Origin of the sequence: uncultured Marinobacter sp., assembly GCF_963974375.1 — a bacterium.
Taxonomy (GTDB): domain Bacteria; phylum Pseudomonadota; class Gammaproteobacteria; order Pseudomonadales; family Oleiphilaceae; genus Marinobacter.
On the sequence record NZ_CAXBDN010000082.1, the window covers coordinates 1 to 15693 of the forward strand.

Below are 15693 nucleotides of genomic sequence, written 5' to 3' on the forward strand. Positions count from 1 at the left end.
GCCCCATAACTGGACGCCGGTTATACCTGACAAGATGTGATCACCGGACGCTTACGATATACTTCATGCCTGATCAATTCAAACTGAATTTCCTCCCGATGGAGCTCATCATGTCCCCGAAAGACCATCTCGTCATTTTTGATACCACTCTTCGCGATGGTGAACAGAGCCCTGGCGCAACCATGAACAAGGCCGAGAAGCTCCGGATTGCAAAGATCCTGGAAAAACTGCGGGTGGATGTGATCGAGGCGGGTTTTGCAATTGCCAGTCAGGGTGACTTTGATGCTGTTCGTGGTATCGCTGAAAATGTCAGGGAGTCCACTATCTGCAGTCTGGCGCGGGCGCTGGACGGGGATATTGATCGCGCCGCAGAGGCCATTCGCCCGGCGGAACGGCCCCGTATTCATACCTTTATTGCCACCTCTCCGATCCACATGAAGCACAAGCTGATGATGGAGCCGGACGATGTCATCGCGCAAGCGGTTCGCTCGGTCAAACGGGCCCGTAACCATGTCGACGACGTGGAGTTTTCATGCGAAGACGCGGGCCGCTCAGAGCTGGACTTCCTGTGCCGTATTATCGAAGCGGCCATTGATGCCGGTGCCCGCACGATCAATATACCGGACACCGTAGGCTATGCGATCCCGGAACAGTTTGGCGACACCATCGGCAAGATCATGGCGCGGGTTCCGAACGCCGACAAGGCGGTCTTCTCTGTTCATTGTCATAACGATCTGGGTCTGGCTGTGGCCAACTCCCTGGCTGCGGTCCAGCAGGGTGCGCGGCAGGTAGAGTGCACCATCAACGGGTTGGGCGAGCGGGCAGGCAATGCCTCACTGGAAGAGATTGTCATGGCGGTTCGCACCCGTCAGGACCTGTTCACCGTAGACACCCGGATTGACACCCGGCATATTGTGCCGGCGTCCCGCCTGGTATCCACCATTACCGGGTTTCCGGTGCAGCCCAACAAGGCCATCGTTGGCGCCAACGCCTTCGCCCATGAATCCGGTATCCACCAGGATGGTGTGCTGAAGCACCGTGAAACCTATGAAATCATGCGGGCACAGGATGTAGGCTGGCATACCAACAGCCTGGTGCTGGGCAAGCACTCCGGCCGCAACGCATTTCGTACCCGACTGCAGGAGCTGGGTATTCAGTTCGACACGGAAACAGAACTGAACGAAGCCTTTACCCGCTTCAAGGCACTGGCGGATCTGAAGCACGAAATCTTCGACGAGGATCTTCAGGCCATCGCCAGCCATACGCGGCAAAGCGAGGAGGACCAGCGTTTTTCTATGGTCTGTATGAAAGTCTGCTCAGAAACCGGTGTCGTTCCCAGAGCAAACGTCACTCTGCTGATGGACGGAAAAGAGCATACGGTGGAGGCGGAAGGTAGTGGTCCCGTGGATGCCACCTTCAAGGCCATCGAATCGCTGGTGGACTCGGGTTGTAATCTGCAACTCTACTCTGTCAACAACATTACCAGTGGTACCGATGCCCAGGGCGAGGTGACCGTCCGTCTTGAACGGGGTGGTCGAATTGTTAACGGTGTGGGCGCTGATACCGACATCATCATTGCATCGGCCAAGGCCTATATCGAGGCCCTCAACCTGATCAGCCGTGGTGGAATTCGTCAGCATCCTCAGGCTGCCGATGTCTGAGCCACAGATCCGGCAAGGAGATGGGGCCCCCGTGTCCATGATGAATGAAGCTCGGCGCCAGTTTGTGCTGGGCGTCGCCGGTGTCCGGGTCTGGTACGCTCGCAAGCCCCTGCCCGCAGCGGCGCCCAGTCCCTGCTATGAGTTTCCGGAGGAGCCAGCTCCGCCGTTGCCCGGCGATGCTCCGCCAGTCAGCGCAAGAGCGCAGTCTAAACATGAGGCGGGCAGCAGAGCAGGCACCAGCCGGTCGGGAGAGGCACCGGCCAGCCTGGCCAGAATCCAGAGCCTGCTCGCCGACGGGGCTTCACCGAAAGTCACGGTGCCAGAGCGGCTCCCGGGCGCCGAAGCTGGTGACATTACTCTGCAGCCCCTTGCCGGGCCTGCGCCTGTCAGTGTCCCGGTGGTCGGTTCTGTACCGGCAGAAACGGCAATGGAGTCGCCGCCGGCCGGGCAGCAGCTAGTGCCGGTGGCCGTTCATTGGGGCTTCTGGCGCGCCGGTTCCTGGTTGCTGGTCAGTGCGCTCACAGAAGGTGCCAGCCGCGATCTTGAGGAGCGTCTGGCCCGGGGTATTCTGGCGGCGCTGGGTGAAACTGTGGTTACCTCAGTCCAGGTGCGGTGGCCGGTGTTCAGCAATCCTGCGGTACCCGGTGGGGATGCAGGCGGTCTTGCGGAGGTTCTCCAGCGGATCAAAGAGAGCGCCGGGGAGTCCGGCCGGGTTGTTTGCCTGGGGCTTCTTCCGGCAGCGGATTCCCCGCAGCGGGAAGTCCTTGAGCCATTGGCGAAGTCGCTGGGAGACATCGTGTTCCAGGGAGAGGTGAGTCTGGCCGGACTGGCCTCACTGCCCATGGAGAAAAAGACCCTGTGGACGGCGCTCCGACCCCTGGCCGCCAAGAGCGCGGCCCGGTGAAGGCTGGTTACGCCACGGCAGATTTCATTGTTCGGCCTTTGGCAGAGGCAGACTTGCCGCAGGTCATGGAGCTTGAGCATCAGGGATATTCTCACCCATGGAGTGAGTCGGTCTTCAGAGATTGCTTCCGGGTCAATTACCGTTTGCTGGGTTTGGCGGAAGGCGAATCCCTGGCCGGATACGCGGTGTTGGCCCTGATGTATGATGAGGGGCATCTCCTGAATCTCTGTATTGCTCCACGTCACCGCCGTCACGGCCTGGCCAGGGTGCTATTGCGACATGTGCTCAAAGAAGCCGTGAGTGGGGGCATGGGCAAGGTGATTCTCGAGGTTCGCGCCGGCAACCTGAGTGCCCAGAGGCTCTATCTTTCGGAGGGCTTTACGGTGATAGGCAAGCGTCCCGGCTATTATCCTGATCCGGGGGGCAGGGAAGACGCGCTTGTTATGTCCCTGTCTTTTTCCGGGGACTGACCGCTACTGTTTGTGTCCGGGATCAGTATCGGCGAAAATACGGCACTTGAAATTTCCTGTGGCTTGCCTTGCTGCCCGCCTCCGGTAACCTCCGAATACATCCTTCTTCTGATATGTGAGTGTATGTCCAACAGTCGAATTGCCAAAGAAGTGTCCAACCGGCGCACCTTCGCCATTATCTCGCACCCGGATGCCGGTAAGACCACCATTACCGAAAAGGTCTTGCTGTTTGGACACGCTATCCAGAAAGCGGGAACGGTGAAAGGCAAGAAGTCCGGCCAGCATGCCAAGTCTGACTGGATGGAGATGGAGAAAGAACGGGGTATATCCGTAACCACGTCCGTTATGCAGTTTCCTTACGGGGGGCGTCTGGTTAATCTGCTGGATACGCCGGGGCACGAAGATTTCTCCGAGGACACCTATCGAACACTGACGGCGGTGGATTCCTGCCTGATGGTAATCGACAGCGCCAAGGGTGTTGAGGAACGTACCATCAAGCTGATGGAAGTAACCCGCCTGCGGGACACCCCGATTATTACCTTCATGAACAAGCTCGACCGGGATACCCGTGATCCGGTGGATCTGATGGACGAAGTTGAAGACGTTCTCAAGATCGCTTGCGCCCCCATTACCTGGCCCATTGGTATGGGTAAGAGTTTCAAGGGTGTTTATCACCTGCTCCGGGATGAGGTTGTGCTCTACCAGAGCGGGCAAGGGCACAGGATTCAGGAAACCCGTGTGATATCCGGTCTCGACAATCCGGAACTGGACACTGTGCTTGGCAGTTACGCCCAGGAGCTGCGGGATGAAATTGACCTGGTAAAAGGCGCATCCAACGAGTTTGATCAGGCGTTATTTCTGGCGGGCGAGCTGACGCCGGTTTTCTTTGGCACCGCTCTGGGCAACTTTGGCGTCGATCATATGCTGGATGGTCTTGTGGAGTGGGCTCCGCCGCCGCTGCCAAGAGCAACCGATCAGCGCACTGTGGAGCCTGACGAGGAGCAGTTTTCCGGTTTCGTGTTCAAGATCCAGGCAAACATGGATCCGCAGCACCGGGACCGGGTGGCATTTTTACGTGTGGTCTCCGGTGAGTACTCCCAGGGCATGAAGGCCCGTCATGTGCGTATCGGGAAAGACGTGCGTTTTTCCGATGCTCTGACTTTCATGGCGGGCGATCGTGAGCATGCCGAACAGGCATTTGCCGGCGACATCATTGGTCTTCATAACCACGGCACCATTCAGCTTGGGGATACCTTTACCGCAGGTGAGAATTTCAAGTTCACCGGCATCCCCAACTTTGCTCCGGAGCTGTTCCGACGCATTCGCCTGAAGGACCCGCTCAAGACCAAGCAGTTACAGAAAGGCCTGATCCAGCTGTCAGAGGAAGGTGCGGTCCAGGTGTTCCGGCCGCTGAAGAATAACGACCTGATCGTTGGTGCGGTCGGTGTGTTGCAGTTTGATGTGGTGGTCAGTCGCCTCAAGACCGAATACAAGGTTGAGGCCGTGTACGAGCCCATCAACGTCGCCACGGCACGCTGGGTAACATCCACGGATGACCGCAAGCTGGATGAATTTGAGCGTAAGGCCAATGATAACCTGGCCCTTGATGGTGGTGACCGTCTGGCGTACATCGCGCCCACCATGGTAAACCTTCAACTGGCTCAGGAACGGCACCCGGATATCCAGTTCCATAAGACCCGGGAACACTGAAAACAGACCACGGTCCCAGATGAGAGGTGTCGGTCATGAGCTTTATGGATGCTCACTGCCACTTTGACTTTCCGGTCTTTGACGGACGCCGTGAAACCCTCTTGTCCGCAGCCCGTCAGGTGGGTGTCAGCCGGCTGGTGGTGCCGGGGGTGCGGGAAGCCGACTGGCCGCGGGTGGTGGCGGTCGCTGATCAGTTCCCCGAGGTGGCTTACTGTCTGGGTATTCATCCCTGGTTTGTGGACGAGCACGGGCCGGGTGCCCTGGACCGGCTGCGGCAGGCGGTAAGCGTCGGTTCAGGCTGCCTCGGTCTTGGTGAATGCGGGCTTGATCGGTTACGGGGTAGTCTGGACCAGCAATTGCCCTGGTTCGAGGGTCAGCTGGATATTGCCCGGGATCTGAAGCTGCCGGTGGTGGTTCATTCTGTGAGAACCCACGATGAGGTTGCGGCGGTTTTGCGCCGCAAACCGCTGACGGCTCCCATGCTGGTGCACGGGTTCGCCGGCAGTTACCAGCAGGCCAAAGTGTTCGTGGACCAGGGTTGCATGCTGGGTATCGGCGGGGTAATTACCTATCCGCGAGCCCGCAAGACCCGCAACGCAGTTGCCGCGTTACCGCTCGATGCGCTGGTTCTCGAAACAGATGCACCGGATATGCCGCCGTCGGGTGTCGCGAAAGGGGCAAACGAGCCGGCGCGACTGGCTGACGTGTTCAGGGCACTGCTTGCGTTGCGACCGGAACCGGCGGACGTTCTGGAAGAGGCGCTGTGGAATAACGCAACCCGACTTTACTGCCGGGCTCAGTAATTTGCGACGCTGGTCTGAACAGAATCCGCTATAGGCTTGGTTTTCTGTGGTCATTCAGATATACTCCGCGCCCTGGCTTTTCATGACGGAAATATCATCTCAGCCCCGAATGATGTTGACGTCCGCCGGCAGCCAAAGTGGCTATCGGCAATCAGGTACAAACCTTCACCGGGTCACTCCCACATCCCGGTGGTGAGGTTTTATAAACGTTTATTTTTATGTAGCGTTCAAGGCGGATTCAATGAAGACTCTGAGTGCGAAACCAGAAACCGTACAGCGTGACTGGTACGTTGTAGACGCAGCCGGCAAGACGCTGGGTCGTCTGTCAACCGAGATCGCCCGTCGTCTGCGGGGCAAGCATAAGCCTGAGTACACCCCCCACGTAGACACTGGTGATTACATTGTTGTGATCAATGCAGGCCAGGTTCGGGTAACGGGCAAAAAGGCTTCTGCAAAAATGTATTACAGCCATACCGGCTTTCCCGGTGGTATCAAGTCCATCAACTTCGAGAAGCTGGTTGAAAAGGCACCTGAGCAGATTATCCAGAAATCTGTGAAAGGCATGCTGCCGAAGGGACCCCTCGGTCGCGCCATGTTCAAAAAGCTGAAAATCTATGCCGGTGCTGAGCATCCTCACACAGCCCAGCAGCCCAAAGAACTCGACATTTAACGGAAGGCGGATATGTCTGTAGCACAAAATTACGGTACTGGTCGCCGCAAGACTTCCACGGCTCGTGTGTTTATCAAGCCGGGTAGCGGTAACATTTCCATCAACGGTCGCACCATCGAAGATTTCTTTGGTCGTGAAACCCTGCGGATGATCGTTCGTCAGCCGCTGGTACTCGCAGAATCTGCGGATCGATTTGATATTTCTGTCACCGTCAAGGGCGGCGGTATCAGTGGTCAGGCTGGCGCAATTCGCCACGGTCTGACCCGTGCCCTGATGGAATATGACGAAACTCTGCGTCCATCTTTGCGTAAAGCGGGTTATGTGACCCGTGATGCCCGCGAAGTTGAGCGTAAGAAAGTCGGTCTTCGCAAGGCGCGTAAGCGTCCGCAATACTCCAAGCGTTAAGCTTGTTGCGAGACTGTACGTTCAAAAAGCCCGGCCCTGTGCCGGGCTTTTTGTTTGTGATTTGTGATTTTGCGTGCGCGGACCCAATGTGATCGTTGCCCCGCAGGGGTGCAGCCAAGGCCTTTCCGGCTTGTAAGGTGGCGGTAATTTCATTACCATTTGTCCGCTTATAATTTTGGGTTGTGAAGTCCTTTTCAATGCGCTGCCCGCGATCCGTGGGTGTAGTGTGTTGCCTGATGGGAGAAAACCATAATGAACAATGGCGACGTTAGCCAGGGCCGACGCCGGTTTCTGATCGGCGCGACTTCGGTGGTGGGTGGTATCGGCGTCGTCGGTGCAGCTGTACCGTTTGTGGCGTCCTGGAACCCCAGTGCCAAGGCGGAAGCGGCAGGTGCGCCGGTCACCGTCAATATCAGCAAGATTGAGCCGGGCCAGCAGATGACTGTTGAGTGGCGAGGCAAGCCGGTCTGGGTTTTGCGCCGGACACCGGAAATGAATGAAAACATTACCACGCTTGATGACAGGCTGAGAGATCCTGAGTCGCAAACTGCGTCGCAGCCCTCTTATGTGCAGGGTCCTCTGCGTTCGGTTAGAGAGGAATATGCGGTACTTGTGGGAATCTGTACCCACCTGGGCTGTTCACCTCAGTTCCGTCCGGAAGTGGCACCAGCGGATCTCGGGCCGAACTGGTTGGGAGGCTTCTACTGTGCCTGCCACGGTTCACGCTACGATCTCGCGGGCCGCGTATACAGTAACCAGCCTGCTCCGGATAACCTTGAAATTCCCCCCCATCGCTTTGATGACGATGTCACATTGACGATCGGACTGGATCCGGAGGCTGCGTGATGAACAAGTTGATATCCTGGGTTGATGAGCGGCTTCCTATTGTCGAGGCTTATAACAAGCACCTCGGCAAGTACTACGCTCCGAAGAACTTCAACATGTGGTATTTCTTCGGGTCGCTGGCGTTGCTGGTGCTGGTTAACCAGCTGGTTACCGGCATCTGGCTGACCATGAGCTACAACCCCTCAGGTGAGGGCGCGTTTGCTTCTGTGGAATACATCATGCGTGATGTGGAGTGGGGCTGGCTGCTGCGCTACCTGCACTCTACCGGTGCCTCTGCATTCTTTGTCGTCGTCTACCTCCACATGTTCCGGGGACTGATGTACGGCTCTTACCAGAAGCCCCGCGAGCTGATCTGGATTTTTGGCATGCTGATCTATCTGGTGCTGATGGCGGAAGCCTTTATGGGCTACCTGCTGCCCTGGGGTCAGATGTCTTACTGGGGTGCCCAGGTTATCGTTAACCTGTTCGGTGCCATTCCGGTGATCGGTGATGATCTGTCGCTGTGGATTCGTGGTGATTACCTGATTTCCGGAATTACCCTGAACCGCTTCTTTGCCTTGCATGTCATTGCCTTGCCCATTGTGTTGCTGGGCCTTGTGGTCCTTCACATCCTGGCTTTGCACGAGGTGGGTTCCAACAACCCTGACGGCATCGACATCAAGAAAAACAAGGATGAGAACGGCATACCGAAAGATGGTATTCCTTTCCACCCCTACTACAGCGTTCACGACCTTATGGGCGTGGGTGTTTTCCTGTTCGTTTTCTGTCTGGTGGTGTTCTTCTTCCCGGAAATGGGTGGGCTGTTCCTTGAGAAACCCAATTTCGAGCCAGCAAACGCGCTGAAAACACCGGATCACATCGCACCTGTCTGGTACTTTACGCCTTTCTACGCGATGCTTCGTGCCATCAACTTTGATCTGTTCGGGTTGCCGGCCCAGTTCCTGGGGGTAGTGGTAATGGGCGGAGCCATTGCGATCCTGTTCGTACTGCCATGGCTGGATCGCAGTCCGGTGCGGTCTATCCGTTACAAAGGCATGCTGAGCAAGATTGCACTGACTATATTCGCGATCAGCTTTGTGGTGCTGGGTTATCTGGGCATTGTGCCGGCAACCGAGGGCCGTACCTTGCTGGCTCAGTTCCTGACCGCGTGTTACTTCCTCTACTTCATTCTGATGCCGTTCTACACTCGAATGGAAAAAACCAAGCCAGTACCAGAGAGGGTGACAGGATAATGAAAAAGCTGATTCTGGGTCTTTTCATCGTACTCCTGCCAGCCCTCGGGCTGGCCGCCGGGCCGTCGGGTCCGTTGGACACCGTAGCGGTGGATCACACCAACAAGGCGTCCTTGCAGCGCGGAGTTGCGCTTTTCTCCAACTACTGCCTTGGCTGTCACTCCATGGAGTACGGCCGTTATGGGCGGATTGCGGATGATCTGGATATTCCTCGCCCGCTGTACGAGGAAAACCTGATCTTCACGGGCGTTCGTATCGGCGAGTTGATTGAAATCGGTATGGACAAGAACCAGGCTGCGGCCTGGTTCGGTAATGCCCCCCCTGACCTGACTCTGGTTGGACGCCTGCGTGGTGAAGACTGGTTGTATTCCTATTTCCGGGCCTTCTACAAGGACGACACCCGTCCTCTGGGCGTCAATAACGCCGTGTTCGCAAATGTGGGCATGCCACACGTACTGGTCGACATGCAGGGTCTCTGTGCGGTTCCGCCGCGCATTGGCACGGCGCCGAGTGTTGATCCGCTCAGCGGCAATGTCCGGAACGCAGATATCTGTCCGGAATGGGCGATTGAGGGTTCCATGGAGCCGGCCGAGTTCAATGCCGCCATGTACGATCTGACCAACTTCCTGTCCTACATGGGAGATCCGGTCAAGGTCGAGCGTGAGCGCCTTGGTATCCTTGTGCTGATCTTTATTGCGATTTTCTTTATTTTTGCGTACCTGCTGAACCGTGAGTACTGGAAAGACGTGCACTAGGGTTTTGAGGTATAATACGCGAAGCTAACGCCCCAGCGGGTCAGTGATGGCCCGCTGGTTTTTTGCGTTATATGGGTTTTGTCCGGTTTACTTAATCTTGGAGTCGTTCTATGGGCGTTGTGACCAAAAGGTCATCAATGACGTTTTTTTCAGACCCATCCAGTCATTACAGCCATCGTGTGCGTATTGTGCTGGCGGAGAAGGGCGTTACCGTTGATGTGGTAGATGTAGACCCTGATAACCCACCGGCGGAGCTTGCGGATCTGAATCCGTACAATGCGCTGCCTACGCTGGTCGATCGTGATCTGGTGCTCTACGAGCCCAATATCATGATGGAGTACCTTGATGAGCGTTTTCCTCATCCGCCCTTGTTACCGGTGTACCCGGTAGCCCGTGCAAACAGCCGCCTGATGATCCACCGGATCCAGAAAGACTGGTGTGGCATGGTTGATCAGATTCTTGCCCAGCCCGGCCAGAAGGCGTCTGAGGCGGCGCGCAAGGAATTGAGAGAAAGTCTGGTGGCGACGGCACCGTTGTTCGGGGAAATGCCGTTCTTCCTGTCGGAAGAGTTCACCATTGTGGATTGTTGTATCGCTCCGATACTCTGGCGATTGCCCGCTTTGGGAATTGAGCTTGATGACAAGCAGGCCCGTCCGATCCAGAAGTATATGGATCGTCTGTTTGCTCGTGAGGGTTTCAAGGCGAGTCTGTCTGATCTTGAAGAAGACATCCGCAGTTAAATTGAGGGTAAGGCCCCGGAGTCCGGGGCCCGATTGCTCGGGAGAGCTACGTGTCTGATCAGAAGGTAACCATGAGTTCCAGTCGTCCTTATCTGGTAAGGGCATTCAACGACTGGATTCTTGATAACCATTGCACCCCTCATATTGTGGTTGATGCGAGCATCCAGGGCGTTCAGGTACCGGCTCAGCATGTGGCCAACGGGCAGATAGTCCTGAATATCAGTCCGTCTGCGGTGAAGGCATTGGAAGTTGGAGATGTCGCGCTGGAGTTCAGTGCCCGCTTTGGTGGTGTGCCGATGCAGGTGTATATTCCACTGCATGCGGTCATGGCGATCTACGCCAGAGAGAACGGTGAAGGCATGGTGTTTGGCAGTGAGCCGGGTTCACCTGATCCTGATGGATCCGGTAAGCCGTCCGGAGCGCAGTCTGGCCCTGCAGACTCTGAACGCCCCAGCGGCAGGCCCAGCCTCAAGGTCGTCAAATAAGCCCCGTCAGTTGTCTGTTTGCCGATCGGTATTAGTCGGCAAACAGATTCTGTTCTACCAGTCGACACAACGCTCCGCTGATCACCATCATGACAGGCAGTGCAGCTGTGGGTGACAGGTCGGGCAGGGCGATTTCGATATCATCGGGCTGCAGCAGCGACGTGATGTCTGTTTTTTCCCGCGCACTCATTACCACTACCCTCATTTCCCGGTCATGGGCCGCCTGAATGGCCTGAATCAGATTGGCCTTGTGACCGTCATCCACCAGTGTGATCAGCAGGTCGCCCGGTTTTCCCAGAGCGGTTACCTGTCGCGCGAAGGTTTCATTGAAGCGGTTGTCACGGCATATGGCCGAGTAGGTGGTGCCATCGGCCCCCAGATTGATGGCGGGAAGCCCCGGGCGGTCCTGTTCCAGTCGCCCCAGCAGGGTGGTACACAGATACTGGGCTACGGTGTTCGCGTTGCCGTTGGCGCAGGACAGTATCTTGCCGTCCATCAGAAGGGTTTGCACCATGGCATCGGCCGCCCGGGGTATCAGGGGGCTGACCAGGCTCGCAGTCATGGCGGTGTGTTCCATATGGCTTGCGAACCATTGGCTGACGATGTCGTCGGTCGTGCTCATAGTTAGGCCTGAATCGCGTTTTTTATCCAGCGGATGTTATAGCGGGCAGTCACGCCGGGCGCCACTGCAATGACATCTATGCGGCAATTGTAATTCCATAGCTGATGGCGATGAATGTAGTAGGATGCAGCCCGGAGCATTCGTTGCTGTTTACGCCAGCTAATGGATTCGGCGGCGCCAACCAGGCTGCCCCGGCTTCGGTACCGCACTTCAAAGAACACTATGGTATCACCATCGCGGCCAACGAGATCGATTTCTCCACCCCGGCTGAACACATTCTGGTCGATGATGCCGATGCCCTGCTTTTGCAGGTAGCGGGCAGCGACTCCTTCCATGTGCTGCCCGGTTTCCCTGCGATCTGCCCCGGTATTTCCGGGAGAGCCTTCCCTGTTGTTCATTCTTCGCATCCTGCGCGCTGGTATGTGTCAGTCTGTGGCTATGTTACCTTCGTCCTGGTCGCTGACGGGTTTCAGGGTCACCGGGCTGCCGTTTTCGAATCGGGCCCAGAGTTGTGACCGGTGAATGCGGCCCTGGCGGTCCAGGGCCAGGGTACCGGTATGACCACTGTACCGGGTATCGTCCACTTGTTGCATCAGGGGCAGGCGGGAGCTGAGGGCCCAGGCGTCAGCGCCCATGGCGAATAGCCTGCCCAGCGGGCCATCGACACCCTGGAAATGCGTGCGGGTAGTGGCGCGAAACTCTGTGTCGGGTTCGAGGATCCAGGGGATGTCGGTAAAGCGGACACCGTTGAGGTCCCGGTCACGGGACGGGTCTGGTTGCCCTTCATAGATCACCGACGGTGAAAACACCGGAATGTTGCCGGCAAAGTAGAATCCGAACAGAGGGTTGAACTGGCGGGCAATGGTCGGTTGCGCAACCATGATAATGGCATCCGCGTCCTGGCGCCGGCGAGGTTCGAACTCGACGTTTCGACCGATGGTGCGTTGCAACTCCAGAGCCCGCTGGCGGCTGGTGTTTATGCCCAGCAGGTCGGCGGTAATTTCTCTGAAATTATCGGTACCAAAATAGCGGTCACTGTTCAGGATGATGCCACCGTGGTCACCCAGTCGCGCACTCAGTGCCTGTTCGATGCGATCCCCCCATTCTCCCCGGGGGATCAGCACCAGTACCTGGCCCAGGCCTTCTTCGATAACCTGGTCGGCGATCTGGCGTGCTTCATCTTCAGCGGACAGTCCGAACTGGGTCAGGTTCGCCGGTGTGCCCGAGGCGTCAGATGACACGTAGTTGAGAGCGAGCACGGGTACTGGCAGGCTTTCCATCTGACCCAGTGCCGTTACCGTTTCCTTTTCCAGGGGGCCGACGATCATATCCGGCGACTGCCGCATCAAGATCTCGAGCAGCTCACTGGCCGATTTGCCGTGACTGTCGGTGATGGTGATGCGAAGGCCATCGGCTGAGGTGCCATTTTCGTCGCTGGCACGGGCGGTTTCCGCATCGTAAAAGGCAGCCAGAAAACCGTCCCGCACCATTTTTCCGGCCTCCGCAAGGGGGCCGCTGAGAGGCAAGGTTAATGCAATATGGCCGGGTTGTTGCTGGAGCAATGTTGCGATCAGCCGAAGTTCACTTGGCGGCAGTTCCGCTGCGGGGTGGCCGAGCCAGTTAAAGCGCCATTCCCGTATAATGCGGCCCTGTGCTTCCAGGCTCAGTCCCGGTTCCCGCATTCTTGCGGCCAGCTCAAGCCAGCCCTGACTCTCGAAACCGACCACCGTGGTTGCGGCTTCATTCAGCAAGTCATCGTTACTGCGCTTTAATGCCTGCCAGATTCTGTCGTTGAGCTCCTGGAGCTCGAGCCCGCTGGTTTCCGGTGCTGCACCCATCAGTGTCAGCGCGGCTTTCATGGGTTCTCCGGCCAGATTGTACAGGCGGTACTGGGCGTCCAGTGCGGCAGGTTTCAGTTCGTCCGGGTAGCGCAGGTGCTGGTCTGGTGGTATCAGGGCCGCCAGGTTTTCGGCCCAGTGGTAATCCTCAAGAGCAACGGCGGATGACATGGCCAGCAGCCGGTATTGCGCTTCGACGGTTTCCTCCGGCGTCTGCAATGCCTCCGCCTGCAGGACCCGGCGGGCGGACGGGTGATCACCTGCTTTCTGGAAGTCGGCAGCCGCCCGCAGCAGGAAACGCTGACGTTCTGCGGTCGCACCGATCTGGCTGGCGGCATCAATCGCCTGCTCGGCCGTCCGGACATCTTCCGGTTTCAGGCTTACTGGTGCACAACCGCTCAACACCGCGGCAACTATCGCGGAGGCAAGGGCGAGTCGGCGCACGGACTTCAGATACTCGCTCATATCGGGCAGGGCTCCCTTGAGGTGCTGGCGTTTCGCCGGCATCATGTTGTTTCCGGGGTAAGATCTTCCAGAGCCGCAAGTTTACCAGCTCAACAGCTATTTCACATGACGTAGCTGTCATACCCGCCATATCGGAGGAATATCCGTGGTTTCAGATTCCGGCTCCCGTGAGCCAGGCTCGCTGTATATCGTAGCAACACCCATTGGTAATCTGGATGACATCACGGTCCGGGCAAGCCGGATTCTGGCCCAGGTGGACCGGGTCGCGGCAGAAGATACGCGGCATAGCGGCAAGCTGTTGCAGCACCTGGGTATCAGCAAACCGCTGCTGGCGTTGCACGATCACAATGAGCGGGACAAGGCCGCCAGTGTCCTCGATCGGATCGCCGCAGGAGAGTCCATTGCGCTGATTTCCGATGCCGGAACCCCACTGATTTCAGATCCCGGCTATGTGCTGGTCAGAGACGCCAGGGCCAGGGGAATCCGGGTCATTCCTGTGCCCGGGCCCTGTGCATTTGTGGCGGCCCTGAGTGCAGCGGGGTTGCCGACGGATCGATTCCTGTTTGAGGGTTTCCTGTCGGCAAAGGCCTCGGCACGACGGGCTGCGCTCAAGTCGCTGGGGCGGGAGGCGGCGACCATGGTTTTCTACGAAGCACCTCGCCGGGTGTCAGCCATGCTCGCGGATGTTGGCGAGTGTCTGGGCCGGGGGCGCCAGGTGGTGGTAGCCCGGGAGCTGACCAAGACGTTTGAGACGTTCTATCACGGATCGGCAGAAGAGGTGCTTGCGCAACTGAAAGACGATCCCAACGCTGCGAAAGGAGAATTCGTGGTGATTGTGGCGGGGGCGCCGTCGTCAGAGCGGAGCGAGGACGTGCTGGATGTTGACCGTTTACTGAACCTGTTGTTACCGGAACTGCCACTCAGGCAGGTGGCAAAAATTGTAGCGGAGCTGACCGGTGGTTCCAAAAACGAACTGTACCAGCGGGCGCTCGCGCTGCGTAACGAATAACGGTACTGCCTGATGGTTTTTTCTTGCGCGCACATGTCGCTGCGGGTATGGTCTCGCCTGAGCTCGCCAGACAGTCGCCGCCGGTTAACGCCGGGGGAGGAAAGTCCGGGCTCCGCAGGGCAAGGTGCCAGGTAACGCCTGGGCGGCGTGAGCCGACGGAAAGTGCAACAGAAAGTATACCGCCTAAGCGCTTTCGGGCGCCGGTAAGGGTGAAATGGTGCGGTAAGAGCGCACCGCGTGACTGGCAACAGTTCACGGCGATGGAAAACCCCACCTGGAGCAAGACCAAATAGGAGTCCTATGGCGTGGCCCGCGCTGGACTCGGGTAGGTTGCTTGAGGCCTGTGGTGACGCAGGCCCTAGATGAATGACTGTCCACGACAAAACCCGGCTTATCGGCGAGCTCTCTTTTTTCCTTCTGTATCGTACTTCTGCGTTACTTATCCTGGCGTCGGGCTTGTCCGTCCCTTTGCGGCGCCAGGCTGCTATTGTGAACTGTCTTCGTTTTATACAGAGCTGGTTATAGCAAAATAATCTTAAACTTCGCTCACTTTCTCTGGAAATTTTTGCAGTCGTTTGATTTGCCGGCGTTTCTTCTGTCCGGCCTCTGGTTTTTCCTGGTTAATCCTCGCTAACTCATTGTGATTAAAGAAACTTTTGTAATGTGCGCAGCGCTATTGCTGCTTGCATTGTCACTGGTGTGTTTCTATAGTGTGCAGAAGTGGGAAAAAGTGGTTACGAGTGGTTTTAAGTGGAAGATTGGTGGGGGTTGGTGGTTAGAAGTGTTAATCCTGCCGCTGACAGCACCGGATCAAAGGTCAAACGAATTCGCGTCAGGTGTCTTTATTGAGTTCCGGCACCGGACAAGCACCAGCACACAAGGTTCTGCCGCAGGTTGACGGCAGGCAAAGGAGGCAGCAGAGCGATCTGCACCAAAAGCGATAATGAGCAACTTTCTTGGCAGTCACGCAATCAACATGGACGCAAAGGGTCGCCTGGCGATTCCTGCCCGTGTGCGTGAAGAACTCCAGCAAAGTTGCGGCGGGCGTATCGTGCTGACGGCCAATGCCGACGAAGAG

General features: G+C 57.3%; 16 protein-coding genes, 1 other RNA gene and 1 pseudogene. 15 read left to right on the forward strand and 3 right to left on the reverse strand.

Annotation, left to right across the window (positions count from 1 at the left end):
* Nucleotides 1-110 precede the first annotated feature (110 nt).
* The 12 genes from AAC035_RS08895 (at nt 111) to AAC035_RS08950 (ending at nt 10681) form a co-directional block, all read left to right on the forward strand.
* Nucleotides 111-1661 (forward strand): 2-isopropylmalate synthase, encoded by a 1551-nt coding sequence (locus tag AAC035_RS08895; RefSeq protein WP_339802744.1) that lies wholly within the window; start codon nt 111-113, stop codon nt 1659-1661.
* Between the two features lie 31 nt (nt 1662-1692).
* Nucleotides 1693-2565: a hypothetical protein gene (locus tag AAC035_RS08900; RefSeq protein ID WP_339802747.1), complete on the forward strand. Its 873-nt coding sequence runs from the start codon at nt 1693-1695 to the stop codon at nt 2563-2565.
* A complete protein-coding gene (gene rimI, locus AAC035_RS08905; RefSeq protein ID WP_339802750.1) occupies nt 2562-3035 on the forward strand; it encodes a ribosomal protein S18-alanine N-acetyltransferase in 474 nt (157 codons plus the stop codon). The genes AAC035_RS08900 and rimI overlap by 4 nt, the downstream gene beginning before the upstream one ends.
* A gap of 123 nt (nt 3036-3158) precedes the next feature.
* A complete protein-coding gene (prfC, locus tag AAC035_RS08910; protein WP_339802753.1) occupies nt 3159-4745 on the forward strand; it encodes a peptide chain release factor 3 in 1587 nt (528 codons plus the stop codon).
* Nucleotides 4746-4780: 35 nt separating this feature from the next.
* Nucleotides 4781-5548 (forward strand): TatD family hydrolase, encoded by a 768-nt coding sequence (locus AAC035_RS08915; protein ID WP_339802755.1) that lies wholly within the window; start codon nt 4781-4783, stop codon nt 5546-5548.
* A 241-nt stretch (nt 5549-5789) separates the two neighbouring features.
* Nucleotides 5790-6218, forward strand: a complete 429-nt coding sequence (gene rplM, locus AAC035_RS08920; RefSeq protein ID WP_339802758.1) for a 50S ribosomal protein L13 — start codon at nt 5790-5792, stop codon at nt 6216-6218.
* 12 nt (nt 6219-6230) lie between these two features.
* A complete protein-coding gene (gene rpsI / locus AAC035_RS08925; RefSeq protein ID WP_339802761.1) occupies nt 6231-6623 on the forward strand; it encodes a 30S ribosomal protein S9 in 393 nt (130 codons plus the stop codon).
* A 252-nt stretch (nt 6624-6875) separates the two neighbouring features.
* Nucleotides 6876-7469: a ubiquinol-cytochrome c reductase iron-sulfur subunit gene (petA, locus tag AAC035_RS08930; protein ID WP_339802764.1), complete on the forward strand. Its 594-nt coding sequence runs from the start codon at nt 6876-6878 to the stop codon at nt 7467-7469.
* Nucleotides 7469-8701, forward strand: coding sequence for a cytochrome bc complex cytochrome b subunit (locus AAC035_RS08935; RefSeq protein ID WP_339802767.1), 1233 nt, complete (start codon nt 7469-7471; stop codon nt 8699-8701). The genes petA and AAC035_RS08935 overlap by 1 nt, the downstream gene beginning before the upstream one ends.
* On the forward strand, nt 8701-9456 hold the full coding sequence (locus AAC035_RS08940) for a cytochrome c1 (RefSeq protein WP_339802770.1): 756 nt from the start codon (nt 8701-8703) through the stop codon (nt 9454-9456). The genes AAC035_RS08935 and AAC035_RS08940 overlap by 1 nt, the downstream gene beginning before the upstream one ends.
* Nucleotides 9457-9566: 110 nt before the next feature.
* Nucleotides 9567-10196 (forward strand): glutathione S-transferase N-terminal domain-containing protein, encoded by a 630-nt coding sequence (locus AAC035_RS08945; protein WP_339802773.1) that lies wholly within the window; start codon nt 9567-9569, stop codon nt 10194-10196.
* Nucleotides 10197-10246: 50 nt separating this feature from the next.
* On the forward strand, nt 10247-10681 hold the full coding sequence (locus AAC035_RS08950; RefSeq protein WP_339802776.1) for a ClpXP protease specificity-enhancing factor: 435 nt from the start codon (nt 10247-10249) through the stop codon (nt 10679-10681).
* 31 nt (nt 10682-10712) lie between these two features.
* Here AAC035_RS08950 and AAC035_RS08955 read toward each other — a convergent pair whose 3' ends face one another.
* The 3 genes from AAC035_RS08955 to AAC035_RS08965 are packed head-to-tail and all read right to left on the reverse strand — an operon-like array spanning nt 10713 to nt 13651.
* Complete coding sequence (locus AAC035_RS08955) at nt 10713-11303, reverse strand: SIS domain-containing protein (protein WP_339802779.1); 591 nt, start codon at nt 11301-11303, stop codon at nt 10713-10715.
* Between the two features lie 2 nt (nt 11304-11305).
* A complete protein-coding gene (locus AAC035_RS08960) occupies nt 11306-11701 on the reverse strand; it encodes a YraN family protein (protein WP_339802782.1) in 396 nt (131 codons plus the stop codon).
* Nucleotides 11702-11728: 27 nt separating this feature from the next.
* Nucleotides 11729-13651: a penicillin-binding protein activator gene (locus tag AAC035_RS08965; protein WP_339802784.1), complete on the reverse strand. Its 1923-nt coding sequence runs from the start codon at nt 13649-13651 to the stop codon at nt 11729-11731.
* A gap of 100 nt (nt 13652-13751) precedes the next feature.
* Between AAC035_RS08965 and rsmI the strand changes: the two genes are divergently transcribed.
* The 3 genes and pseudogenes from rsmI to AAC035_RS08980 form a co-directional block, all read left to right on the forward strand.
* Nucleotides 13752-14615 (forward strand): 16S rRNA (cytidine(1402)-2'-O)-methyltransferase, encoded by an 864-nt coding sequence (gene rsmI / locus AAC035_RS08970; RefSeq protein WP_339802787.1) that lies wholly within the window; start codon nt 13752-13754, stop codon nt 14613-14615.
* A 58-nt stretch (nt 14616-14673) separates the two neighbouring features.
* Nucleotides 14674-15025: RNase P RNA component class A (gene rnpB / locus AAC035_RS08975), an RNA gene on the forward strand.
* A gap of 533 nt (nt 15026-15558) precedes the next feature.
* A pseudogene (locus AAC035_RS08980) lies at nt 15559-15693 on the forward strand (cell division/cell wall cluster transcriptional repressor MraZ); the annotation flags it as partial.